The sequence below is a fragment of the Grimontia kaedaensis genome (assembly GCF_023746615.1).
GTDB lineage: Bacteria > Pseudomonadota > Gammaproteobacteria > Enterobacterales > Vibrionaceae > Enterovibrio > Enterovibrio kaedaensis.
In genome coordinates this window covers 464,385-490,129 of the sequence record NZ_CP082276.1, presented here as the reverse complement: position 1 = coordinate 490,129, position 25,745 = coordinate 464,385, and the positions used below count along the sequence as shown (strand labels likewise).

19 protein-coding genes are annotated in these 25,745 nt (G+C 46.5%); 11 read left to right on the top strand and 8 right to left on the bottom strand.

The window, feature by feature from the left end; genetic code table 11:
* Positions 1–19 precede the first annotated feature (19 nt).
* On the bottom strand, positions 20–481 hold the full coding sequence (locus K6Q96_RS19055; RefSeq protein ID WP_251881926.1) for a TetR/AcrR family transcriptional regulator: 462 nt from the start codon (positions 479–481) through the stop codon (positions 20–22).
* 456 nt (positions 482–937) lie between these two features.
* On the opposite strand from K6Q96_RS19055, the gene K6Q96_RS19050 reads away from it, so the two are divergent.
* The gene (locus K6Q96_RS19050) at positions 938–2,584 is read left to right on the top strand and encodes an AMP-binding protein (RefSeq protein WP_251881924.1); all 1,647 of its coding nucleotides are present in this window, start codon (positions 938–940) and stop codon (positions 2,582–2,584) included.
* A gap of 220 nt (positions 2,585–2,804) precedes the next feature.
* Positions 2,805–3,095, top strand: a complete 291-nt coding sequence (locus K6Q96_RS19045; protein WP_251881922.1) for a DUF406 family protein — start codon at positions 2,805–2,807, stop codon at positions 3,093–3,095.
* A 62-nt stretch (positions 3,096–3,157) separates the two neighbouring features.
* Here the strand turns inward: K6Q96_RS19045 and K6Q96_RS19040 are convergent, their stop codons facing one another.
* Positions 3,158–7,213, bottom strand: a complete 4,056-nt coding sequence (locus K6Q96_RS19040) for a response regulator (protein ID WP_251881920.1) — start codon at positions 7,211–7,213, stop codon at positions 3,158–3,160.
* Positions 7,214–7,447: 234 nt separating this feature from the next.
* Here K6Q96_RS19040 and K6Q96_RS19035 point away from each other — a divergent pair, with 234 nt between their 5' ends.
* On the top strand, positions 7,448–8,326 hold the full coding sequence (locus tag K6Q96_RS19035; RefSeq protein WP_251881917.1) for a DMT family transporter: 879 nt from the start codon (positions 7,448–7,450) through the stop codon (positions 8,324–8,326).
* A gap of 34 nt (positions 8,327–8,360) precedes the next feature.
* Here the strand turns inward: K6Q96_RS19035 and K6Q96_RS19030 are convergent, their stop codons facing one another.
* The 3 genes from K6Q96_RS19030 to K6Q96_RS19020 all read right to left on the bottom strand — a co-directional run bounded on the left by K6Q96_RS19030 (position 8,361) and on the right by K6Q96_RS19020 (position 11,169).
* Entirely contained in the window at positions 8,361–8,969 is a 609-nt protein-coding gene (locus K6Q96_RS19030) for a DNA-J related domain-containing protein (RefSeq protein ID WP_062663731.1), read from the bottom strand.
* A 372-nt stretch (positions 8,970–9,341) separates the two neighbouring features.
* On the bottom strand, positions 9,342–10,460 hold the full coding sequence (gcvT, locus tag K6Q96_RS19025; RefSeq protein ID WP_251881915.1) for a glycine cleavage system aminomethyltransferase GcvT: 1,119 nt from the start codon (positions 10,458–10,460) through the stop codon (positions 9,342–9,344).
* A gap of 76 nt (positions 10,461–10,536) precedes the next feature.
* On the bottom strand, positions 10,537–11,169 hold the full coding sequence (locus K6Q96_RS19020; protein WP_251881913.1) for a helix-turn-helix domain-containing protein: 633 nt from the start codon (positions 11,167–11,169) through the stop codon (positions 10,537–10,539).
* An 871-nt stretch (positions 11,170–12,040) separates the two neighbouring features.
* Between K6Q96_RS19020 and K6Q96_RS19015 the strand changes: the two genes are divergently transcribed.
* From K6Q96_RS19015 to K6Q96_RS19000, 4 genes are all read left to right on the top strand, one after another.
* Positions 12,041–13,441, top strand: coding sequence for an L-serine ammonia-lyase (locus tag K6Q96_RS19015; RefSeq protein ID WP_251881911.1), 1,401 nt, complete (start codon positions 12,041–12,043; stop codon positions 13,439–13,441).
* A 115-nt stretch (positions 13,442–13,556) separates the two neighbouring features.
* The gene (gene gcvH / locus K6Q96_RS19010; protein WP_062663726.1) at positions 13,557–13,934 is read left to right on the top strand and encodes a glycine cleavage system protein GcvH; all 378 of its coding nucleotides are present in this window, start codon (positions 13,557–13,559) and stop codon (positions 13,932–13,934) included.
* A gap of 15 nt (positions 13,935–13,949) precedes the next feature.
* Positions 13,950–16,814: an aminomethyl-transferring glycine dehydrogenase gene (gcvP, locus tag K6Q96_RS19005; RefSeq protein ID WP_251881909.1), complete on the top strand. Its 2,865-nt coding sequence runs from the start codon at positions 13,950–13,952 to the stop codon at positions 16,812–16,814.
* Positions 16,815–17,501: 687 nt separating this feature from the next.
* Positions 17,502–19,559 carry a response regulator gene (locus K6Q96_RS19000; protein ID WP_251881907.1) on the top strand — a complete coding sequence of 686 codons (2,058 nt, stop codon included), beginning with the start codon at positions 17,502–17,504 and terminating at the stop codon, positions 19,557–19,559.
* 44 nt (positions 19,560–19,603) lie between these two features.
* On the opposite strand, the gene cqsA is transcribed toward K6Q96_RS19000, so the two are convergent.
* Positions 19,604–20,788: an alpha-hydroxyketone-type quorum-sensing autoinducer synthase gene (gene cqsA / locus K6Q96_RS18995; RefSeq protein WP_251881906.1), complete on the bottom strand. Its 1,185-nt coding sequence runs from the start codon at positions 20,786–20,788 to the stop codon at positions 19,604–19,606.
* Between the two features lie 309 nt (positions 20,789–21,097).
* Positions 21,098–22,096, bottom strand: a complete 999-nt coding sequence (locus K6Q96_RS18990; protein WP_251881905.1) for an alpha/beta hydrolase — start codon at positions 22,094–22,096, stop codon at positions 21,098–21,100.
* Positions 22,097–22,445: 349 nt separating this feature from the next.
* Between K6Q96_RS18990 and K6Q96_RS18985 the strand changes: the two genes are divergently transcribed.
* Positions 22,446–22,808, top strand: coding sequence for a DUF4332 domain-containing protein (locus K6Q96_RS18985; RefSeq protein WP_251881904.1), 363 nt, complete (start codon positions 22,446–22,448; stop codon positions 22,806–22,808).
* Between the two features lie 107 nt (positions 22,809–22,915).
* Here K6Q96_RS18985 and K6Q96_RS18980 read toward each other — a convergent pair whose 3' ends face one another.
* The gene (locus K6Q96_RS18980; protein WP_251881903.1) at positions 22,916–23,545 is read right to left on the bottom strand and encodes a class II aldolase/adducin family protein; all 630 of its coding nucleotides are present in this window, start codon (positions 23,543–23,545) and stop codon (positions 22,916–22,918) included.
* Positions 23,546–24,227: 682 nt separating this feature from the next.
* On the opposite strand from K6Q96_RS18980, the gene K6Q96_RS18975 reads away from it, so the two are divergent.
* The 3 genes from K6Q96_RS18975 to K6Q96_RS18965 all read left to right on the top strand — a co-directional run bounded on the left by K6Q96_RS18975 (position 24,228) and on the right by K6Q96_RS18965 (position 25,723).
* A complete protein-coding gene (locus tag K6Q96_RS18975) occupies positions 24,228–24,452 on the top strand; it encodes a hypothetical protein (RefSeq protein ID WP_251881902.1) in 225 nt (74 codons plus the stop codon).
* The gene (locus tag K6Q96_RS18970) at positions 24,452–24,796 is read left to right on the top strand and encodes a hypothetical protein (protein ID WP_062663711.1); all 345 of its coding nucleotides are present in this window, start codon (positions 24,452–24,454) and stop codon (positions 24,794–24,796) included. The genes K6Q96_RS18975 and K6Q96_RS18970 overlap by 1 nt, the downstream gene beginning before the upstream one ends.
* A gap of 99 nt (positions 24,797–24,895) precedes the next feature.
* Positions 24,896–25,723 (top strand): AraC family transcriptional regulator, encoded by an 828-nt coding sequence (locus tag K6Q96_RS18965; protein ID WP_251881900.1) that lies wholly within the window; start codon positions 24,896–24,898, stop codon positions 25,721–25,723.
* Positions 25,724–25,745 lie beyond the last annotated feature (22 nt).

Below are 25,745 nucleotides of genomic sequence, written 5' to 3'. Positions count from 1 at the left end.
CAATAAGATGAAATATTCGCTAGGTCATGGTGAGTAGGGATTTTCCCAGTAGCCACTCCAAATCTTTTTCGAATTCTTCACCATATCGGTTACAACAAACATCATGCAGTTTTCTACTCGCGTGACTGGTAAACTCAACAGCGTTTTCCGACGAGACAGTGTGCAGAAAAAAGAGACGGAGAACAGCAATGAAGCGATTGTCTGAACGAAGTGCTGTCAACCAACTTTCTATAAAAGAACGTTTGTCCCCTTCAAGATCCAGCCTGTCAATAAGAATGCCCAAAAGCCGATCATCTAGCCGCGTGATGAAATCCGTCTTCTTTGGGAAATGATGACTGATTCCTGTCCTTGAAATCCCCGTTTGCTGGCTTAGCGTGGTGTAAGACATTTTGTCGTACCCCAAGGTAACCAGCTGATCAACCACTGCATCCAGAATTAACCTGATGGTTACTTCTGTATCTTCTTTGCTTCTCTTTGGCATAGTTTTATCCCTGTTTTTTGGCTTCCGTAAGCTTTAACAATCAAGACATCACTACTACCGCTGTTAACGCTATTGTTAGTATGGATTTCACGTACGTAGAGCTTGATTATGTAGGTACAAAGAGGGTTTACCGACTACCGACCCTTAACTTAACAGTCTTAAAGATAGTACATACGTATAGTTTATGAGCCATTTACATATAAAAAAATGAGAAGCGTGAAGAGGATTGCATAAGGTAGACCAACAAGTGTTATCAAGGTGTAACATACTGAAACGAAAATGCTATTCTTGTCAGTAAAACCACGAAGCAGAGTGGTACAGCGTTACATACATCAAAATTTGAACAAGCGTTTGAATGAATCGCTTGACCATCGTCCCTCAAGACACCTAATTTAACATGCTAGTAACATACAATTAAAAATAACCTCTTTTCCCTACAGTTATACGGGGTCCTTTATGGCTCAACAAAAACCATATCTACAAATGCTGCGCTGGGCTGAAGAACGCCCAAATGAAATTTTCCTGAGACAGATTATTAACCGTAAGTTTAACGATTTCACCTACTCCGATGTCGTCGACCAAGCGTTACGTATTGTCACTGCACTGCGCGGTATGGGTCTCGAGCCAGGAGACCGTGTTGCTCTCATCTCTAAAAACTGTGCTGAGTGGTTCACCGCTGACCTTGCCATGATGCTTGGCAGCTATATCAGCGTGCCGATTTTCCCCACCGCGGGTTCTGAAACTATTTCTCACGTGCTTGACCACAGTGAATCGAAGGCTCTGTTCGTTGGTAAACTCGACGACACTCAAGCCCTGAAAGATTCTTTAGTAGAGCGCTCAGACATCCCAACCATTGCCTTCCCTTATCCAACCATCAATTGTGGTTACGACTGGAAAGACTTGGTGGCGCAAAACGACCGCGCAGACGTGAAGCCCGATCATCAAGACGATGAGCTGATGTCTATCGTTTATACCTCTGGTACCTCTGGCCTGCCAAAAGGCGCAATGTTGACTTACGGTGCGCACGCTTGGTCCGCGCAGCAGTTGATTAACCACATTGGCATGCGTGAAGGTGAGCGTTTGTTCTCATACCTGCCACTGGCGCACATCACTGAACGCGTATACATCATGGCGACAGCAATGAATGCCGGTATTTGTACCGCCTTCCCTGAGTCTCTCGATACTTTTATTGAAGACGTGAAGATGCATCGCCCCACTTTGTTCATTTCTGTGCCTCGTTTGTGGACACTGTTCCAACAACGCATTCAGGAGAAACTACCGGACAGCAAACTCAACATACTCCTAAAGCTACCGATCATTTCTGGACTGATTAAGAAGAAAGTGGCAACCAACCTTGGTTTGGATCAGGCACGCGTCTTGGGATGTGGGTCTGCACCTGTTTCAGCAGCGCTGCTTCGCTGGTATGAAAGGCTGGGACTGAACATTACCGAAGCCTGGGGTATGACGGAGTCCTACGCGTACAGCACTCTGAATTACCCATTCCGCAGTGACAAAATTGGCTCTGTGGGTAACGCAGGTCCTGGTGTAGAAATTAAAATTGCAGAAGACGAAGAAATTCTGGTTCGCAGCCAAGGCTTATTCACCGGTTACTACAAAAATCCGGAAGCCTCTGCGGAAACTATCGTGGACGGCTGGCTGCACACTGGCGATATTGGCTTCTTAGATAATGAAGGCTTCCTTACTATTCAGGGCCGTAAGAATGACACCTTTAAAACAGCAAAAGGTAAATTTGTCGCCCCTGTACCGATTGAAAAGCGCTTGTTCGAGCTGAGCAACATCGAAATGATGTGTCTTGTGGGCTCTGGTATGCCTGGCCCAGTGCTGCTCGCGTTACCTCATCAATTCCCGGACTTTGACCGAGAGCGCTATGAACGTCGCGTGAAGCATGTGATTGAAACCATCAATGGTGAATTGGAATCACACGCAAAAATCCGTGGTGTATTGATGATCAAAGAACCTTGGAGCATCGAAAACGGATTGCTAACGCCAACCCTCAAAATACGTCGACATTTGCTCGAGAAAAAGTATCACGATACTGGTGCAACTTGGCCATCAGGAACACTGGTTCAGTGGGAAGATTAAAGCCCTTGAACAAAATAGAAAGCGTGGGTTTCGACCCACGCTTTTTTGTTTTCGTCTTTTGAAATTGAACTAGCAAACTAAAGGCTAAGCCTACTTGAATAAAGTTCTTTGTTAAAAGCCCTACTTTTACCATGCTTAAATGTAGTAATATTTCTTAAATTCCAACATACAGACGGCTCGGGATGTTTCCAAAGTGCGGCTGCTATTGAGAGAGAAAACGATGAGCCAAGAAGAATACCAAGTATGCGATGCATGCGGTGTAACAGCGGAAATGGGCTTTGTTATCGGTGAAGGTGATGAAGTTGCAGAAGTAGAGGTCTTCGCAGAAGATAAAGCGACTGCTGTTGCTGAATTTCAACGTTATCTGGATCTGGCGAAGCAGGTAAACGAAAAGGTTATTCATGACCTTGATGAAAATTCCAAGCTTTCATTGAACCCACTCACAGTAAAATTGAAGTTCGAATGCAGTGCTGAAAAGCTGATTTTCGAACTGCGCAGTCGCTCACTGTAAATCGCATTCAAAAAAGCCGCGTCCACACGCGGCTTTTCTTTTGCTGTAATTCGGCCGGCAAATCAGAATAACTCAGGTGTTTCATCTACCTCATCTACACCCAGCGATTCAATCACAACTTCTAACTTGCTCGCCGCAGCCTCGTATTCAAACTTACGAATCGCATCTTCCACACCAGAAAGATCCACATCCATGCCCTTCGAATTCTCTTTGATACCTGTGATGAAATCGACAGCCTGAGTATCGAAATTATTCAGCAGGATTTTTAGCTGTTCAAGCTCAATACGGAACTCTCTCGGTGTGTACCCTGCAAACGCCTGTACCTCGTCTGCTTTCTCTTTTTCAGGCTCTGCACTTGGAATGTAAGTATGGATCTCCTGAAGGCATTGCTCGATTTTATCCACCAGCGACGCTTCCATCTTCAGGTCAGAGCCAGCCTGATCTTCCAAATTTCCGGCCAACACTGCTAACCCTTTCGCAGAGACATTTGCCGCAGCGCCTTTTAAAGAGTGAGCGAACATCTCAACATCTTCTCGCTCTTCATTGGCAAGTTGTTCGCGGATTTTATCTATGACGGCGAGCTTGGTTTCAGTAAATGCAGTAATGACTTTCCAATACGCATCAACGTTACCACCAATTCGGTTTATGCCCTCTTGTGCATCCAGCACCAGGGGATCAATATCATCCAGAGCAGGTATGGAAGGCTCGTCTTCTTTCTTGCCATTCAATACAACGGAAGATTTCACCGCTTCTTTCGAAGCAGACGTCCAACGCTGAATCGCGCTGATCAACTCTGCCACGTCAATGGGCTTGGAAACGTGGTCATTCATCCCCGCTTCCTTACATTGTTTGACGTCTCGTTCCATGGCATTTGCGGTCATGGCAACAATAGGCAAGCTGGAAAGAGAGTCAATTTCGCGGATTTTACGTGTTGCCGTTAACCCATCCATCACGGGCATTTGCATATCCATAAGGACGATATCGAACTGATCTTCCTGCACCATATCCAGTGCAACTTGTCCGTTATCTGCCACTTCAATGGTCGGATTGAATTGCTCCAGTATACCTTTCGCTACTTCTTGGTTAATCATGTTGTCTTCAACCAACAAGATTTTCAGGCCAGTAAAGTCGACGTCTTCACTTTGGTCTTTTTCAGCCTCACGGCAATTGGCAAGTTTCATTTCCTCCCTGCCGAAGGCTTCCATCAATGCATCAAACAGCGAAGAGGGGTTTATCGGTTTCACTAAAGACGCATCAAAGACTTTCTGCACTTCTTCATTGATCAGCCCAGAGTCCTCACCATAAGCACTGGCCAGAATCACCTTCGGCATTTTATTCAGTGACTTATCGCGGATTTGTAGTGTCGCCTCATCACCGTTGATGCCCGGCATTTTCCAATCCATGACAACCACATCGAAGCCATCATTGTTGTTATCAGCAGACTCAACCTCATAAACGGCTTCTTCGCCGTTAGATACGGCTGCCACACGCAGATCCAGGTTATCCAACAGCGCATACATGATATCCCGTGAAGCCTGGTTGTCGTCGACCACCAAAACGCGCTTGTCGTGCAGGATGGTGGTGCGCGCAACTTGTTCTTTAATGCTCGACTCACTGCGACCACATCGGATGGTAAACGAGAAAGTAGAACCTTTACCCGGTTCACTTGCCACCCAGATACGACCACCCATGAGCTCAACAAAGCTCTTGGAAATGGTGAGACCCAAGCCTGTACCGCCGTATTTTCTGGTAATCGAGCCATCAGCTTGTGAGAACGACTGGAACAGGCGGCCAAGCTGCTCTTCGTTCATACCGATACCGGTATCCTGAATATCGAACTGAACTTCTATAATCTCGTTGGCATCGCTAACTTTGCGGGCGCGAATGATAATTTCGCCCGTTTCGGTGAACTTCACTGAGTTACCAGTCAGGTTGATGATGATTTGACCCAAACGAAGTGGATCACCGACAAGGTCGTCAGGAAGGTCAGGGTCAATATCGAAGATAAGCTCCAGATCTTTCTCTTTCGCTTTCACCGATATGATATTGCTGATGTTGTCCAACACTTCACTGAAGCGGAATTCAATGTGTTCGACAGTCAACTTACCGGCTTCAATTTTCGAGAAGTCCAGAATGTCATTGATGATGCCAAGCAGTGATTTACCCGCTTTCTCTATGTTACCTACATAGTTACGCTGCTTGTCGTTTAAGTCGGTTAGCAAAGCGAGGTGAGACATACCGAGAATCGCGTTCATGGGTGTACGGATCTCATGGCTCATATTTGCAAGAAACTCACCTTTCGCCTTACTCGCCTCTGTGGCCTGATCTTTCGCTGCAATCAGGTCAGATTCGAGGCGTTTTTGCGTCGTCACATCAACGAACAAGCCTACAATGCCGAGAGGCTCCCCGTCGCCACCGTAATAGGTTGCTTCATACACAGTGAGAATACGCACATCACCGCTCGCGTTGGCCAGTTCGATGTCATAAACCGTCGAGCCCGGATTATGGAGAAGCTCTTTCTCCTTTTCGATAAACATTGTGGCGACATCACTCTCAAACAATTCCTGCGGCGATTTGTCTACGACATCAACATAGAAAAGGCCGAGAAAATCAGTGAACGCATCATTAACGCCAATGTATGTGCCTTCGGTATCACGGAAATAGGTTGGGTTCGGAATCGCATTGATGATTTGCTGATTAAGTTTCAGTTGCTCAGAGACACGCTGCTCTGCTTCCATTTGAAGCTCAGCATTGAGCGTAAGCTGAATGCCCACCGCTAAGTCTTCCTGAACCTCATTGAGCCAATCGATTTCCTTGTCAGAGAGTAACCTTACTGACCCCAACTCAAGCACGCCCACCATTTCGTTGTTTACAATCAGCGGAATGAAATACATCTCGCTCAGTGAAAGTCTGCCAACCGGCAAAGTGAGTGCGAACTGCTCTTTGTCGTTGCGTATTCTCAGTACTTCTTTGGTAACGAGAATGGTGCGATGGAAAGAGACCGTTTCCTTTTGCATCTCTTCAGATTGCTCGTCGACACCTACACCGCCAACAAGGCTCATATTATCCCCACGAACGACATAGAGCGCCACATACGGCAATTCCAAGCGCTGGGAGAAGAAGTTCGCGACCTGAAATCCAAGCTCACCCAACCCAGAACAACCACGAATCAAATCAGAAAACGCTTTAACCTGACGACTGAACTCGAAGCGTTCTGCGATTTCGCGTAATACTTCGTTTTGCGCATTGGCGAGATCCTTTAATTCGCCTTGCTTGTTGACATCCAGCTTGAACTCAAACTCTTTGTTGCGCACTTTGTTAACGATAGTGCTGCGAATATTGTCGAGTGGTTTAAGGAATCGATACCAGAGCAGGGTCGTCGTTGTCAGTACAGCTATAAGCAGCATGAAAGCCATGGTAATGGTGATTCCATCCATGGTTGCACGTTGTTGCGTGAGTTCGTTTAATTCTTCTGCTGTCTTCTTATCAATCGCATCGTAGAACGCCCCAATAGGGCCCATGATTTTGCTTTTCGCATGAATGTAGTCCGGACCAAACAGCATCTGCTGCGCAAGCTCAGGGTCTGGAATTATCCTTTCAATACCGCGAGCTGTACGCTTACGTCCCTGGGTCAAATCCATAGCGGTTTGCTCGATGCTAATCAAGTCTTGTGAGCGGGAAAGAGCCTGAGTCAAGAAAGACATATGGGATTCACTGATCCCAGCATCACGTAAACGGCTCAATAAAGAGGGATAACCTGGACGGATAGGGATATCAGGCTCACTCACTTCCGTATCGGGAGCGGACAATTGCGCCCAGTAGTCGAAGTTATAACCGCTTGGCAAAGGCAGTTGACCATCACGTACCGCTTTGACTTGCTCATATAGGTAACGCCACCGGTTGCTCGTGGTCACCGCATAGTTTCGTGCAAACTGCGTCAGGAGATCTGAACTTTGTTTTAATTCGATCGCCAGTCGATATTGCTGATAACGCTGCTCATAAATGGTGTTGATTTGGTTTGTTAACTTATCAGACCGCAAATGCGCAAGGATGATTGCTACGCCGAGAAACAGGATTAATCCCATCAACGCAAAAAAGATGTGGCGTATAGATCTCATTTTGTCTCCAAATTCTTTTTATGGTGACACTCTTATCACATAAGAGTAGACCCCACTTGCAGCTTGATAAAGTGAGAAAGGACAAAACCTGTTTGCACTTATTGACTTAACTAAAAATAAATGGGCTACTGTCATCGAACAAAAATCAAACAAAGCGTTTATATCACCTACTTAGCTCGTAAGTTTGGTGGTTTGCCCGTTGGGAATTGGGCATAAAAACAAGGAGAAGCAAGCGTGACACCGATTTTCAAAGGCACGACAGCCATGTTGGTGGGGATCACGATCCTCAGTGTTGATGCGCTGCTCATTCGGTTGATTGAAGCGTCTGGTTGGACACTATTGTTCTGGCGTGGACTGCTGTCTGCGCTCATCATCGCGACTTTTATGATGCTGACTCGACCTTCCCAGACACTTTCAGCGCTCAAAAAGCCTTCCAAAGCGTTGCTGATAGGCTCGTTTGCATTCTCCATTTCGACAGTTTGCTTTGTCCTTTCTGTCGACCATACACAAGTCGCCAGTACCCTTATTATCATCAACATCAGTCCGCTGATATCTGCCCTGTTTGCTTTTCTGTTTCTCAAAGAGCGAGTTGATAGCCGAACCCTCATCGCCATCGTGGCAGCAATGGTTGGCGTTGGTTTCGTTTTCTATGGAAAGGCGATGCCTACGGCCTCTTTTGGCAATTTGATGGCGCTGATAACAGCATTTATGCTGGCAACTTACTTTGTGATTTTAAGGAAAAGTAAAAGTGCCAATGCGCCGCTCTATCTGGTTCTGGGTGGGCTTTGTACTTCAACGATTTCACTGTTTGCTGGCGCAGAGCCTTTTTCACTGACTCCCCAGGAATGGAAATACATTTTGCTGCTCTGCGCCGCCGTAGTACCTATTTCATTTGTTCTGATCTCAATCGGGCCCAAATACCTTCCCGCTGCGCACGCAAATTTGTTCATGCTCCTTGAAGCGATTCTTGGGCCACTGTTTGTTTGGGCCGTATTGGGAGAGGTTCCAAGTAACAATGTACTGATTGGTGGTGGGATTGTACTGTTGACTTTGGTTGTGTTTACCTTGTCTGCGGCCAAAAAGCATCACGCATTAAACAAAAAACCCAGCTAGGTATAAGCTGGGTTCTATACATATCCGCTTTGTATCATAAGCGCAGGCTCTGCCAAGCTTCACACATGGTACGGAAGGTGGCTGCATCGCCTTCGGGTCTGTCTGGGTGCCATTTTAGGGCCATCTTGCGCCATTGGCGTCGGATTTCTGAATCTGAAGCATTTTCAGCCAACCCTAAAGCTGCAAGTGCATTTCGACGCTCAACGGTCGTTTCACTGCAGTGGCCCACATGCTGCTGATAGCGTTTCCAGAAAGAACTCAATAGTTCGCGAACGTCTTCCGTCTGCGCATCATAGTTATTCCAATCCATGTAGTAGCCGCGAAGTGGGTCGTCGGTGTTCACTTCATGTTGAACAAAACCCGTTCCCGCGCCTCGCCACATGAGGCGGATGTCCATCGACTCTACTTGTAGCCATTGCTGAGGCAGCAGCATTTCCTGCAATTGGTAGAGCGCGTTCATGATAAGAAAATTACGCTTGAACAAGTCCAGTTGAGGGTCATCATCAAGATGGTCCATGATGGTATTTTTCTGTAACTCAGCCATCAAATAGTGCACTTTCCAACTTTGGTTTGACGCTTCAAGTACACTCAAAATCGGCCAGATCAGAGGGTTATCAATATCATCCCGTTGTTCCGCAAGCATACAACTCTTTCTCCTATCGACCTCATGTCGTACATATAAGACATTAATCCATAATCCCGTGAATCGCCTGCTTTATTGACGCTTTCTGCACGAATTCACAGACGCTTGCTTTCCACATCCAGAAATTTACGCCCTTACTGATAGAAAGCTCACTTAAACAGAGAGCATAAGTGATGCCAGTTTTGAGACAAAACGTTAAATAATCCGACATAAATTTCGGTCTGTTCTCCAGCCTACTGACAAATAAAAGAAAAAGGCCGATGACAAGCACCGACCTTTCTTAAACTGCTCACATTACTGAGTTTTTACCATCACCAATGCGGTTTGCCGCTTTCTCAGAATGCGAACATTTTCTTACTATTCTTCAGCCAATTAGCCGCGGTAATAACGCTGAGGCACAAACGGCATTTTTTCGACGGTCATCGGCAACTTCTTACCGCGTACTTCCGCAAAGACTTCTGTTCCGATAGCCGCATTCGCAGTAGAAACATAACCCATGGCAACAGGCTGGCCTTTGGTTGGACCAAATGTGCCACTGGTCACGATACCAATCTCATTGTCGTCTGCATCAAACAATACCGCACCTTCACGCACTGGCGCCTTGCTTGAACCCAGCAGGCCAACACGCTTGCGGGAAACGTCTTTTGTTGCGATTTGATCAAGGATGATGTCAGCGCCTGGGAAACCGCCTGCACGCTCGCCATCTGCACGGCGTGGTTTGCTGATTGCCCAGAGTAGACTGCCCTCTACTGGCGTTGTGGTGGTATCAATGTCGTGCCCATACAGACAAAGGCCACACTCAAGGCGCAATGAGTCGCGAGCGCCCAGACCAATCCACTCGACCTCTTCTTTCAGCAGCAGTCGACGTGCAAACTCCTCGGCTTTATCTGCAGGAACAGAGATTTCGTAGCCGTCTTCACCGGTATAGCCAGAACGGCTGACCAGACATTCAATGCCTGCCAGATCCATTTTCGCGGCATCCATGAACACCATGTCAGCAACCGCTGGGTTCAGCGTCGCCAGCACAGCAGCGGCTTCAGGGCCTTGCAGTGCCAGCAGAGCGCGATCTTCGATAACCTCAAGCTCAACATCTGCCGGAATGTTTGCACGCAGGTGTGCAATGTCTTGCTCTTTACATGCGGCATTAACAACCACAAACAGATGGTCGCCAAAGTTAGTGACCATCAGGTCATCCATCAGGCCGCCCTGCTCATTCGTAAACAATGCATAGCGCTGTTTGCCTTCTGGCAAATCGATAATGTCTACCGGTACCAGAGCTTCCAGTGCTTTCGCTGCGTTCTCACCGTGCAGGCGCAATTGGCCCATATGAGAAACATCAAACAGGCCCGCGTGTTCACGGCAATGAATATGTTCTTTACGCACACCCAGCGCGTATTGCACTGGCATATCATAACCAGCGAATGGAACCATTTTCGCGCCCATTTCGATGTGAAGGGCGTGCAGTGGGGTTTTAAGTAGATCCTGAGACATGTTTCACTCCATGATCACGGCGCTTGCCGACTTGCTAATTAATCATCCGCGGTATCTGCGGGGATAAAATCCAATCTTAAGATGCCGTAACCCAAAGGATCTGGGCATCTTCTTCACTGAGAGAGGTGAGCATATGCCCCATCGCAGCGTCATAGTACACGCTGTCGCCCTCATTCAGTTCAATCGCTTCGTAGAACTCAGAGTAGAAGGCAATGCTGCCTTCCAGCACTAAAAGAAATTCTTCACCATCGTGACGAATCCATTCGTCATATTCTTCAAACGAACGGGCACGCACTCGGGACTTGAAAGGGAACATCTTTTTGTTGGTGAGCTGGGTCGCCAACAGTTCATGTTCATAAGTGCCCGTCGGTCTCGACTTCCCCTCTCCCGCACGGGTAATGTCACGACGGCCTGTCGCCTGGCGTGATTTTGGCGGTGCGAATAACTGTGGAATGTCGATCTTCAATCCAACTGCCAGCTTTTGCATCGCCTGAAACGTCGGGGAAATCTGTTCATTTTCAATTTTTGAAAGCGTGGAGCGCGCAAGCCCGGTTAGCTTACTGGCTTCCTCCAGCGTCAAACCGCTTTTGGTTCGGATCTCTTTCAGCCGTTCACCCAAACGCAGCGGCGAAATAGGCGTATCAGCCTGCACACTGGCTCGTTCAACGGTTACTGACGGATACACGTCCTGTGCATCTGACTCTGACATAGTTCGATTCTCACCTTGCAATTACTGGGTTCATTCCCGAGGGCCTGTTGACCTTTGGTGATTAAATTTTGTTCTCGCTATAAGCGTTTTAGGCGCGGCGAGGTGTGTGCCGCCTAGTCACTCTAAGCAAATACACCTCAACAAAGCATAAAACGCTTAGAGCAGAACCCTTCAGGCAGCGTTTGTGGGGCATTTCTGCTGCGTTATCAGCTTCTCATGTAGGCCAGCTACACATCGAAGCCTCTGCCTTGCATAAAATCCCCACAAACTGCTGCAAAAATCATCACCAAAGGTCAACAGGCCCTATAACTCGCCATTCTGACACAGACAATGCTGCGACCAACACGAACAAGTTAACACTTTTAACAAAAAGTTTCCTATTGGAAACTTGAGCAAATCTTCACCACTTGGCAAGACGTATGATAGATGGATTTCTTTCCACCCGTCCAAGTGCTGACTTTTTCACAAAAATGCACCCTGAAACCCAATTAAATATAAATCATTGATAAACAGTCAATTAGTGATTGAATAGGGATTTAGAGTTTGCAATCTTGCGTGTAAAAGAGTAAAAAAGCAAACGTTTGCGCAAGGTGAGTATTTTAAGAAAGTCTGATATTGAGCAAATTGTCAGAACTGTTCGCGGGATCACATCAAGAGTTTCCTATAGGAAATTTTGTTTTGCAGGGCGCAAACACGTTTTGTATGTTACGCAAATGTTGAAGTTCAAATAACAATAAAACGCCACGCTTGCTATACCCAAAGTAATAAGCACTTCAACGTGACAACTGGGCAAGCGATGACGGGATAGTCATCAACCGGCACCCAAGCCAGAACGGTGGTGCGTAACCTACAAAAGGCAAGGAGACGTGCAATGAGTCATAGCATGTTTGACCTGTTTAAAATTGGCGTTGGGCCATCCAGCTCCCACACAGTGGGGCCCATGGTCGCCAGCGCAAGATTTGCTGCAGAATTGCGCGATAAAGAAATACTCCACAATGTGGAAACCGTGACAGTCGAGCTATATGGCTCTCTGGCACTGACTGGGAAAGGTCACGCCACGGATGTGGCATGTGTGATGGGCTTGATGGGCGAATGGCCTGATAGCGTTAATCCAGACGATATCCCAACCATGACCAACATGGTGAAAGGCAGCAAAGAACTGCCATTAGATGGACACCGCTTTGTTCCTTTTGACTGGGACACTGATCTGGTCTTCCACTTCGACAAGGTACTGCCAGAGCATCCAAACGGAATGACACTGACAGCGAAGGGAGACAACGAAGAAGTATTGCTTTGTTGCACCTACTTCTCAGTTGGAGGCGGTTTCGTTGTAGAAAAAGGTGAAACTGATGCCCTTGCATCAGATTTTACGCCACCGTTTCCATTTAATAGCGCGGTGGAACTGCTCGAACATTGTGAAAAGCAAGAAAAGAGCATCGCCGACATCATGTTTGCCAACGAGCTTGCCCGTGCCAAAGCGCAGGACAAAAAGGCATCCATGAAAACGGTCAATGAACAGATTGATGCTATATGGCACGTGATGAACGCCTGTATTGAGCGTGGCATCGAGCAAGATGGCGTACTGCCCGGAGGGCTCGCTCTGAAGCGCCGGGCAAAAAAGCTACACGAGTGCATTATCAAGAAAGACTTGGACGGCCTGCCCCTGGACACCAATGATTGGGTCAATATGTTCGCCATGGCCGTCAACGAAGAAAATGCAGCGGGTGGCCGCGTAGTAACAGCGCCGACAAACGGAGCAGCAGGCGTGATTCCTGCTGTGCTGGCTTACTACAACAAATTTGTGTCACCCAACAATGTGGAAGGCATAAGAACCTTTCTTGCAGCCGCAGCAGCGATTGGTTCTCTCTATAAAACCAATGCATCTATTTCCGCTGCAGAGGTGGGTTGTCAGGGTGAGATAGGTGTTGCCTGTTCAATGGCAGCAGGCGGATTAGCCGCCGCCATGGGCGCGACCTCAGCACAAATAGAAAATGCGGCAGAAATCGGAATGGAACACAACCTGGGACTGACATGCGACCCCATTAACGGTCTCGTTCAGGTTCCCTGCATAGAAAGAAATACCATGGGTGCAGTGAAGGCAATTAATGCCACCAGACTCGCACTTAATGGCGATGGAGAGCACCACGTTTCGCTCGATAGCGTGATTAAAACCATGCACGAAACAGGACTCGACATGATGAGCAAGTACAAGGAAACGTCCCAAGGCGGACTGGCAACCAACGCAATCGCCATCAACGTTGTTGCCTGTTAATAGCGTACTTGCCAGACAGGAATACTAGACGGGTTCGGAGCAGCCCCCGGCCTGTAAAATTTTTATGCTGCAAGCAGCAGCGACGATTTAACTCGTTTCACACGGAGAAGTAAAAATGGATGCAACCCTGAAATTTGCTGAGAGCCACGAGTGGGTAAAAGATAATGGCGACGGTACTGTGACAGTAGGTATCTCTGATCACGCACAACAACTGTTGGGTGACGTGGTATTCGTTGACCTGCCAGAAATTGGCACCGAAGTTGAAGTCGGCGAAGGCTTTTCACTCGTAGAATCTGTAAAAGCAGCATCAGACATTTACGGCCCGGTAAACGGTGAAGTGGTTGAAGTTAACGAAGATCTGGAAGACAGCCCAGAACTGGTTAACGAAGCACCATTTGAAGGCGGATGGATTGCGAAAATCAAGCTGGCTGACGACAGCAACCTTGATCATCTGATGAACGCTGAAGCTTATCAGGCAACTATCGAAGACTAATTCAGGACGAAGGTCATGACAGAATCACGCTTACTTGATCAACTGCAGGCTGACAACGAGTTTGTCACCCGTCATAACGGCCCGCGCGAATCCGACCAGCAAGCGATGCTGAACACAGTGAATGCCACCAGCCTTGAGCATCTCATTGAAGAAACTGTGCCAGCAGCCATTCGCCTGCCACAACCTTTGGATCTTGATGCGCCACTGAGTGAAGTGGCTATGCTAAGCAAGCTAAAGGCTATTGCGAGCAAAAACGTCATCAAGCGCAGCTTTATCGGTCAGGGTTACTACGGCACCTACACACCAAATCCAATTCTCCGTAACGTGTTGGAAAACCCAGGTTGGTACACGGCGTACACGCCATACCAGCCAGAGATTTCACAGGGTCGCCTTGAATCGCTGCTGAACTTCCAGCAAATGGTAATGGACCTGACTGGCATGGAGCTGGCTAACGCTTCCCTGCTTGACGAAGCAACGGCTGCCGCCGAAGCCATGACGCTATGTAAGCGCGGTGGTAAGAGTAAGAGCAACACTTTCTTTGTGGCAGACGACGTTCACCCGCAAACACTGGACGTGATCAACACACGTGCAGGCTTTATGGGCTTTGACGTAGTGGTGGATGCAGCGGATAACCTGCCGCAGCACGATGTGTTCGGCGCACTGCTCCAATACCCTGGCACAACCGGTCAGGTTCGCGATCTGACAGACCTTATTGCCGCAGCACAAGCCAACAAAACGCTGGTAACGGTAGCTGCTGATCTGCTGTCCCTCACCTTGCTGAAAGCACCGGGTGAAATGGGTGCAGATGTCGTTATTGGTTCTGCACAACGCTTTGGCGTGCCTATGGGCTTCGGTGGTCCACACGCTGCATTCATGGCAACACGTGACAAACTGAAGCGTACTATGCCTGGCCGTGTGATTGGTGTGTCTATCGACTCGAAAGGTAACCAAGCACTTCGCATGGCGATGCAGACCCGTGAGCAGCATATTCGCCGCGAGAAAGCGACCTCGAACATCTGTACTGCACAGGCACTGCTGGCAAATATGGCTGCCTTCTATGCGGTATACCACGGCCCAGAAGGTCTGAAGAAAATCGGTCGTCGCGTACATCACCTGACGGCATTGGCAGCAGCAGCGTTTAACCACGCAGGCATCGCGCTGGCATTCCATGATTTCTTTGACACCATCACGCTGAACACCGGTGATCAAACCGACGCGCTTTTCCAAAAAGCGCAGGATGCTGGTTTCAACCTTCGCAAGCTGGATGGACAGTTGGGCGTGAGTTTCGATGAAACCACCACACTGGAAGAAGTCACCGCACTGGTAGCTGCACTGACGGACGAAACAGACGTGGCGCAATATGCCTCTTCTGTAGAAGCGGACGAGTATGCGGCAATTCCGGAATCATGCCGACGCACCAGCGATTACCTGACGCACCCTGTGTTCAACACTCACCAGAGTGAAACCCAGTTGATGCGTTACATGAAGAAGCTGGAAAACAAAGACTTCTCTCTGACTCACGGCATGATCCCCCTCGGTAGCTGTACCATGAAACTGAATGCCGCCGCAGAGATGATCCCGGTCACTTGGCCTGAATTCGGTGCCCTGCACCCATTTGTTCCTGCTGACCAAGCACTGGGTTATGGCGAGTTGGCGGAATCACTGAACAAGATGCTGTGTGAAATCACTGGCTACGATGCCATGTCGCTGCAGCCTAACTCAGGCGCACAGGGTGAGTATGCAGGTCTGATTGCGATTCAGCGTTACCACGAAAGCCGTGGTGAAGCTCACCGTAATGTTTGTCTGATCCCAAGCTCTGCGCACGGCACCAACCCAGCATCTGCTGCCATGGTTTCCATGAAAGTCGTGGTTGTAGGTTGTGATGACAACGGCAACATCGATGTTGACGATCTGAAAGCGAAAATCGAGAAACACCGCAACGAGCTTTCTTGCATCATGATCACCTACCCTTCTACACACGGTGTTTACGAAGAAGCGGTTCAGGAAGTGTGCGAACTGGTTCATGAAGCGGGCGGTCAGGTTTACCTCGATGGTGCAAACATGAATGCTCAGGTTGGTCTCACCAGCCCAGGTTTCATCGGTTCTGACGTTTCTCACTTGAACCTGCACAAGACTTTCTGTATCCCACACGGTGGTGGTGGTCCAGGTATGGGTCCTATCGGTGTGAAATCACACCTAGCACCCTTCCTGCCAGGTCATGTGGTTGAAGGTACTAAATACGCAGTTTCTGCTGCGCAGATCGGTAGCGCATCAATCCTGCCAATTTCATGGGCATACGTTGCCATGATGGGCGAGCAAGGCCTGACGGAAGCGACTAAGGTTGCCATCCTGAGTGCAAACTATGTGATGGAGCGTCTGCGTCCTTACTACCCGGTTCTGTACCGCGGTACTCACGGCCGCATCGCGCACGAATGTATTATCGACATTCGTCCTATCAAAGATGCTTCTGGCATCTCGGAGGAAGATATTGCGAAGCGTTTGATGGACTTCGGTTTCCATGCGCCAACCATGTCCTTCCCGGTTGCTGGCACATTGATGATTGAGCCAACAGAAAGTGAAGACAAAGCCGAACTGGACCGCTTCTGTGACGCCATGATCGCGATTCGCGAAGAGATCGCTAAAGTTCAGGATGGTGAATGGCCACTGGAGAACAATCCACTGGTTAACGCACCACACACGCAGAATGACCTGATGGCTGCCGATTGGGAACGCCCATACAGCCGTGAGTTGGCTTGCTTCCCAAGCGCACAATCGAAAGGTTCGAAGTACTGGCCAACAGCTAACCGTGTCGACAATGTTTACGGTGACCGTAACCTGATTTGTTCTTGCCCGAGCATTGAAAGCTACATTGAAGACTGATCGCTAAATGATCACCTAGACAGTAAAGCGAGCCAAATGGCTCGCTTTTTCTTTTCAACGGTTCCGTCGACATCAATTCTATGTCCCAGAATACGGCCTCTGCGATGCACCAAATCACAGAGGCAAGCACTGAACTGACGAAACAAGCCAAAGCACTGGAAAATCATACCAGCCAGTTTTCTATCTAAATTCTTCCGCGCATTACCCTCTAAAGCCACTTCTGAGCAAGTAGCTTTTGCTATTTTCAAACACACTGATGATGCTCATTTTCAGGTTGGCTGTGCGCAATTACATTCCACAGAATGTCTAACTCCTGCGCTCAAATATTTTCTAAATTTGACGTTAAATCCTTGCCTGTCAAAAAAAACGAAACTTGTACAATTAATAAGACATCTTTATTACAAACCATTGTATAAAGTTTTTTCAGGGACTACCTCTACATCTAATTATATTAGAGAAGAATCAATTAAAATGAAACTGATGGCATAATAACAAATTAAGATAACTCAGGGACTTGGAAAGCGACTAATATATTTCAAGAACCGAGGATAAAAATTCGAAACCAGCAGGTGAATTAACCAACTTCCTATTCAATATTTATTTAAAATATGAAAGGAAAATTCACCGCACAGAAAATAATAAGGCTGGTACCGAAACGTTTGGACTAGGACAGCAATTATCAAAAGTATGGAAGCGGCATTTCGCAAGGTATACCAGTACGCTGAGCCTAACCTGACATTGGTGGGCTGGATGGGGCTAATCGGCTTTCCTCTATATTATTTCATCTGGACCTACTTTCTCCCCCAAACATATGAAAACCTCTCATTGCGGCTTTTCTGTTGCCTGTTTTTCATTGTTGTTCTGGCAAGAAAACGTCTAAAGTCGCCACTTAAAGAATACATGCATTGGTTTTATCAACTGGCCATTACCATCGTCCTTCCGTTTTTCTTCTTTTACATGCTGCTGATGAACAACTGGTCAACAGTTTGGTTACTGTCATTTATGGCCGCGATTTTCCTCCACATCCTCTTGGTTCATATCACTTGGGTGATGTTTGCGCAGACCATATTAGGGCTTAGTATGGCAGTGCTTTGTGCTTGGGCATCACAGGGGTATCACCTTGAATTCACGATGGATTGGACGTATATGCCTGTATTCCTTTTCATCTATCTATTTGGCAATATTTTCTTTTTCCGAAACCAGCAAGAACATGAAACCAAGGTTTCTATCGCAAAAGTCTTCGGCGCGGGCATCGCTCATGAAATGCGTAATCCACTGAGTGGGCTGTGCTCTACCATAGATTTAATTCGCTCCACCATCCCAGACCCTTCTAGCAGCCGCAGCAAGGTTTACCAGCTTCAGGAAGAAGACGTGCAGTTGCTTCGGGAAGTCAGCAACGATGCCATGAACATGATTCGCGCAGGCAATGAAACCATCGACCTGTTACTGACTTCGATTGATGAAAGCCGCGTTTCCCGTTCAACATTTAAAAAACACAATGCCCAAGCCGTCTTAAGCAACGCGATAGCGAGCTTTGGCTACAAAAACGTTTCTGACAAAACAGCGATTGCGCTTCGTAGCACCAATGATTTTGAGTTTCTTGGCAGCGATACGCTGCTGAAATATGTAGTCTACAACCTGTTTAAAAACGCATTCCATCACCGAAGTAGCGAAAACTTCACGATTGATGTTCTTTTAGAAAGCGACCAGTACGAAAACCGGATTATCGTACGGGATAACGGTCAGGGTATTCCAAGAGAAATTCTCGAGGCCATTTTTGAGGACTTTTATACCACCGGAAGAACAGGAAATTACGGCTTGGGGCTCCCCTTCTGTCGTAAAGTGATGCGCTCGTTTGGGGGAGAAATTAGTTGTGAGTCTAAGCTGGGCGAATGGACCGCCTTTACCCTCACCTTCCCCAACATTGAGTCCCCCCTCGTTGACGACATCAAGCACAAGCTCATCAAGCTTAAATCCATGCTGGTTGTCACCGATGAAGCCGACCTGATTGCTCGCGCCGTCAAAATCAGCAAAGATCTCGGGTTTAAGCTTCAAACCCTCGATGTGCTGCAAACCCTTCAAAAGCGCGATTTTGAATTCGAGTATGATGTCATTGTCGTTGACCTGGAGAGCGTAAAGGCCAACGGTGATGTGCTCAGCCATATTGAGCCCCTGTTGTCTTTTACTAAAGCACAGGTGGTTTATCTACACCATGGTCCTGCCAACCATCATCAATCCCACTCGGTATACCAACCAACCTGGATAGAAACGCTAGTATGGCGCATCAACACATCCGCTGTGATTGAACAGCTGTTCTTTGACACAGAGGAAATCACCACAGCCCACCCAGTCGCGAGCAATGAGACCGAAATGCAACAAACCATCATGGTTGTTGATGACAGTGAAACATTACGGCAATTCACCTCGATACTATTGGAAAAACAGGGCTTCAAAGTCGTTCAATGTCCAAACGGAAATAGCGCATTGGAAACGCTCAATGATGAAGCGCAATGCATAGATTTGATCCTGATGGATATTGAAATGCCTGTCATGGATGGGCTGGAAACCTCCCGCAGAATTCGCGATTCCGAACAGCAATATTCTAACATCCCGATCATCGCACATACTGGAGACAACTCAAAACCTACACTGGATAAGATCCTCAATTCTGGTATGTCCGACTTCATTGTCAAACCTTCAGACCAGCGTAAGTTACGGGACAAAATCACCAATTGGTTGCAATAACAAAGCCCCGCCTGGGGCTCTTGCTAATTTTTTGAGTATGTCCGTTAGTAGAAATTCAGATCAGGCCGATCGTAGGCCGCCTGACACACCGTCAGCACTTTATCAATCTCCAAGTCACTCATGTTAGCGCTCAGGGAAAAACGGATGATGGCTTTGTTTTTTGGTGTTGCTGGTGCACAGAACACAGCACCAAATACCCCATTGGCCTCCAGAAAATCACGAACACGCTCAGTGTTTTGTTCATCGCCACATTCCAGGGAAATGATTTGCGAATCACTACGGATCTTGAAGCCAATATTTCGCAAACCTGAACGGAGTGAATCTGATATTTCAAATAATCGCCTTCGCTTTTCATCAGAACTTCGTATTACATCAAGCGTCGCATCCAGGCGCGCAATCTCTTGTGGCAATACTGTCGAGCTGAATATGGCCGGGAAAGAAACAAACGGCATTGCAGTGATCAGTTTCTCCGGCCCTAAAACTGCGCCTGCGCGGTAAGCAAATGCTTTGGCGAGACTGGTAGAGACAAAATCTACCCTGTCCCGAACGCCCATCTCATTGATCAGACCTGAACCATTTGGGCCATGCGTCCCCAGTGAGTGAGACTCGTCGACGACCAAAGCACAATCGAACTCTTCAGCCACTTCGTAGATGGCGGGAAGAGGAGCAACAGTGCCAATGGTGCTGTAGACAGAATCCACCAAGATAATGCCAGCTCCATGCTTTTTAATTTGGCGTTTCAGATTATTCACACTGTTATGCATAAAAGGGATGATCTGCGCGCCTGCAATACGTGCACCTTCCCACAACGACATATGCGCAAAGAAATCTATATAAACCCGTGTTTCAGGTTCACAAATCGTTTGCAACAGACCTATGTTTGCCGCCCAGCCAGATTGAGATAACACACAGCCGTCCATACCGACAAAATCAGCAAGACGATTTTCGAAATCAGGTTTATGGTCTTCATCCTGAAGAAATACTGCTGACATCACGACATTTTCTTTGGAAGCCGCAATGGCATTCAAATGCGCCGATTGAATTGAATCATTCAGACTCAGTGATAGGTAATCGTTACTTTGCATGACGACCGAGCCTTCTCCTGGCCGGCTACTGACAGGTAGCGGCCGCGAGTTTTCATACGGCTCCGTCATATCTCGCAAAAACGAATTGAGACGTGTTTCGATAAAAGAAGGGAGTTTTTTTGTAATAGTTGATTGATTTTCCATAGCCAAGCCTCTTCTTGTTAAAGAAAACGCCGAAATCGGCGTTTACTTTTGAGCGCAAGCGAAATTGATTGGTAGCTCGCTTGTAATACCCAAAGCAAACTAAAGAGCCTTCTATGAAAAGTGGTTAGCTACTTTTTGCTGCCTGAATATATGGCTGATTATGAATGAGTCTTGACTTGTCATAATTTTTAAGTTTGCGAATTTTCACAATTAATTTATGAAAGTATGTGTATAAAACGATAGGCATAAGAAAAAGCGCACTCTGAAAAATCGCGCCTTTCTAAAATTAGATGATAGATTAAACGAATGTTATATTTTACTCTCCTGAAATATACCGCCAATATATCGCAATCCCCGATATACCTGCTCAACCACTTTATCTGTGTGTCCGCCAATAAAAACGTGGGATGTAACGTTGAGCTCCAGCGCCTCAAACGTCGTTATCATGGTGTTGAAGTTATCTAATATCGGTTCACCGACGGATTCACCTTCGTTATCACCAATCTCGGTATAGATGGGTAAGTCGCGGATCCGGTCAACTTGTCTCATTGCAATATCGGAAAGCTGGAAGTCCTCCAATTCCGTCACAATATCGTCAATATCTTTAGAAATATAAAGAAGCGGGTTGTTGATGTCTGGGGCAATTGCACGAATGATGGTCAGGTAAGCATAAATAAACCATTCAGGTTCACCACCATTAATAAGCTTTTCCAACTCACTTTGGAAGAACGCCGCATGCTGCTGATAGTCATGCCTTTTCATCATCATACCGGCGGGGCTCAAACCCACACAGGTGCGGTATAAAGTAGGATTTTCCATTGCAGCCAACATAGCGCCAAAACCACCCATTGAATGACCAAGGATCGCCATTTTTCCTGGTAGGGTGCGATAACGGATATCAATTTCCCTAACAACATCTATCGTTAAGTAATCCAGAAAGTTTCCTGAAATTGGCGAGTTGATGTACCAAGAGCCATTGAGTGAACTTCGTCCATCAACAGCTACGACAATAGAAGGCTCCAAATCTCCTTCATTAATCACTTCATCCAGAATGTCATCCAGTCCAGCTTCATCATTCAAGCCCTCATCAAACCAGGAATTCGGCTCCCCTTCGTAGCCATGTAACACATAGATCACGGGAAAGGTTTTATTTAAGTCGGCGTAATAGCCAACTGGGAGATAAACAATGATCTCCCTGCTGGCATTCTCTCCCGCCACATTACCTTTTAGTGAAGGAGCATCGAAACTAAATTGCTCTAGTGTGCCAGCAGGAATGACATCAGGGTTTTCGTTCGCAAGTACAGTCATGAAATACACACTTAATTAATTGGTAATGTATTGATTTCAGCACAGAAATGTCATTTTTCATGTTAAGTAGACTGCAATGCGAACTAGTTAACAGTTAGTTTCTTTAATTCGCCTGAACATGATTAAGCTCATTGATAGGTATCTACCTGCAACTTCGTCATCTCAAACAGCCTCTCAAAATCAGAACACTTTTTCCTGTTGCGGTCTGAGTCGATAGATATACCCAAGCAACCTGAAGATGCAGAGTTCAGCGAGTTTGGGTATTAGCCTGTATTTCCTATTCCGCAATTCCTCTCTTTTCACTCGGGAAATGCAGGTCTCTCGCTCATTGATTAAGGAGAAAGAGCAAATGACTAAGCTTGTTGATATCGAAGGTATTGGTGAAACCTACGCTGAAAAACTCGAAGCGATTGGTATTTCAACCATTGAGCAGCTTCTGGAAAAGGGTGCTCAGCCTTCAGGCCGTAAATCCATAGCGGATGAGAGTGAGATCAGCAGCAAACTCGTGCTGAAGTGGATTAACCTGGCTGATCTGGCCCGAGTGAAGGGGATCAGTACGCAATATGCCGATCTTCTGGAATTCGCCGGTGTCGATGCAGTCCCTGAGTTAGCACAACGTAATGCGGCAAACCTAGCAGCCAAGATGGCTAAGGTGAATGAAGAGAAAAACTTAGTTCGTCAATTACCAGGTGAAAGCAAAGTTGAAGACTAGGTTGCTCAGGCAAAAGATCTTCCTCGCGCGATCCACTATTAAATACAAAAAAAAGCTGGCATTGATACCAGCTTCTTGATTTGGATCCTTTTGGATATTGAGAGATATTAGTGTGCGAATACCGCGTTAATTTCCGCGATCTCTTCGTTACTCAAATATCGAAAGTTATCATTAGACGCCTGCATCCTTAGCGCTGCTGTTTCTTCCAGCTCTTCAACATTACACAATGCGTCTTCGAGATCTTCTCCCATTACCACCAAGCCGATAGTATCAATTAAGACCGCATGATGATTTTTAGCTTTTTCGACAAGAAATCGGGATCCAGAAGATCTAAATAATGGGATTTTTGGAAGTGTCGTTGTTCTCATTGCCACGATTGGAGAAAGCGCTGGTAATACATTCTCAACGTTAATGTTTTCTTCAGAGATCAATTTAGAGATATGCTTTGGTGTGATTGTGAATATAGCTTTGTGTTTTGGGTTGGCATTATAAATATCTAAATGATGCTGGAATTCCCATTCCGGTAAATCACCGGATATTAGCTCCCCTTTTAGAGAGACCAAAGAGAAGTGTTCTCGCTCCAGCTTTCCCATCCTCAATCCATTGGTGGTAATGACGACAGTCCCATCTTTCATCTGGGCTGAGAGGTTTCCGCTTTCGCCAACATCATGTCCTTGCAAAAAGAGTTTACGACCGTAATTTACGAGCTTATTTCGCAGATCGCCTTGCCCAAACATTTCACATCTCCAACAAATTCGCTTCCAGTGCACAACTGCGTTTTCATTTGTCATTCGTTCAGGGTATTGATTATTTCCAGAAGGATCTAATCACTGATCGCTGAACGATACACTTCAATTCACATTAAGATCCTTTTCATGGACTAAGTGACAAAAGGATCCAAATCACCGCCAAGAAATGATCCCTTTTCTTTTTGGAGACAGTGATGATTACTAAATGGCTGAATTCATTTTTTGTTGTTTCCTCGCCGTACCTTGATATTTTTTATCAATTTGAGGATCACGCAACAAAAAACGCGATCTAATTTAGATTTATTTTATTAATGAGACTTATATCAACATTTATTTCATTATTTTCTTTAGATATTCCTCTTTATTCTCATCAAAGAATGTTATTTGTTTTTTTGATACTCACGATTTTTGAGTTTTAACTACATAACATCAGCAAGAAGTTGATCGCCTATTAACCAAATTTAATAGGATCCAAGCCAAAGACGTTCCTTACCTCTAAAAAATCTGACAGGTTGGCGAAAAAGAAGACATTTAGGGCTCAATACTTCGAATAGATTCACATTTTTACTTACCCGCCTTCATTTCACCAATCAGCCTGAAGTAGGCTGATATTCAGTGTGAACGGTGTTTTCACAGGGCTTCAAAGTGAAAACAACTAAGGAAGGTACATATGGCAGAACAAGAGAACAAACTTTACTGCAGTGATTGCGGGAAAATGACTGCCCACACACTGGTGCAACTTGAGCCACGAAAAGCTGAACCGGATGCCACTTTATTTCAACGCGCAACGATCGTTCTTTCGAACTCTGTGGATCTGATGCTTGGCAGTTCCTATCATCAATGCGATTGTTGTGGCTCCACATTTGGGCATACAGATAGCATCGGCGGCATTTAATGGATTTAGACAAACTCAGCCAACACCTCAGGGAAAATGGATTTAACGCAGTATTAAAAGATGGCAAGGTACGTGTGAAATGGGGATGGAGTACTTTGCCCGTCAATATTGAAAACGATCCCGCCACGGGGATCCTTGCCATCAATTACAACCAACTGGCTCAACTTTGTTTGATCGGCCTTTTTTCGTTTATGACCTTTGCTTCCTTTAGCTGGGGATCATTTCTATCGTCAGGCGCCTATTTTGCCATCGCGATGGTCTCTCTCGCCAATCTCTTACTGACAGAGTCGAACGCGAAGGAGCTTCGACAGCATATTCGCCAAATGGTAATACCCACCGAATAGCGCGATAAATAGAAAAATCGCGCAATTTTGTTCAAGTTTTCGTTTCCTCTCCCTTCTATATTTTGCAAAGATGTTAAAGAGATCAATGAGGGAACGGACGTGGACACAGACAATCGCTTCCAGTTTGTAAACAGTGAGCACCTTGAAGGTGTCGCTGTGCTTGACGCAAATATGAGCGACTTCACTTACGACAAACACGCCCACGAAGAGTTTTCTATTGGTGTGACGCTTAAAGGCAGGCAGGATTTTTTCTGTCAAAGCGCTTTCCATAAAAGTCCTGAAGGCGGGGTTATCCTATTCAATCCGGAAGATGTTCATGATGGGAGTTCGGGAGGAGACCAAAACCTCGAGTATTTGATGCTCTATGTCCACCCAGATAGTATTGCCGCTCAAGTCAAAGCGCTGGGCGTGAAAGTACCATCGTCGCTGCGAATCAAAGGCTGCTTACTCAACGATGTTAAACTCCGCAATCAGGCGTTGATCCTTTCCAGCCTAATTAAAGATCCCTCCTGCCATCGTATTGAGCAGGAATCTGCACTCTTTAACCTCTCACATACTCTGGTGTCATTAGCTGGCATGTTAGATGAGGCCACGCCAACAAACCGCAGAGATACCTTGCTAATACGCGCCAAAGATTTTGTGCAGGACAACCTCGCTAAAGATATCGCTATTGATGATCTTGCTGATGCTGCCAACATGTCGAAGTTCCATTTTATCCGTCAGTTTCGGGCGCAATTTGGTATTACACCTCACCAATACGTCATCAATTGTCGTATCAATGGTTCTCGCAAAGCGCTGGAAAGCGGCCAGCCTGCAAGCGATGTTGCTCAGGAATTCGGTTTTGCCGACAGTAGCCACTTCAATCGAAGGTTCAAGCGCGTCTATGGTATGACACCCAAACAATACCAGCTTCAAATCTCTGACTAACTTCCCTCTCTGATTTCTAAAA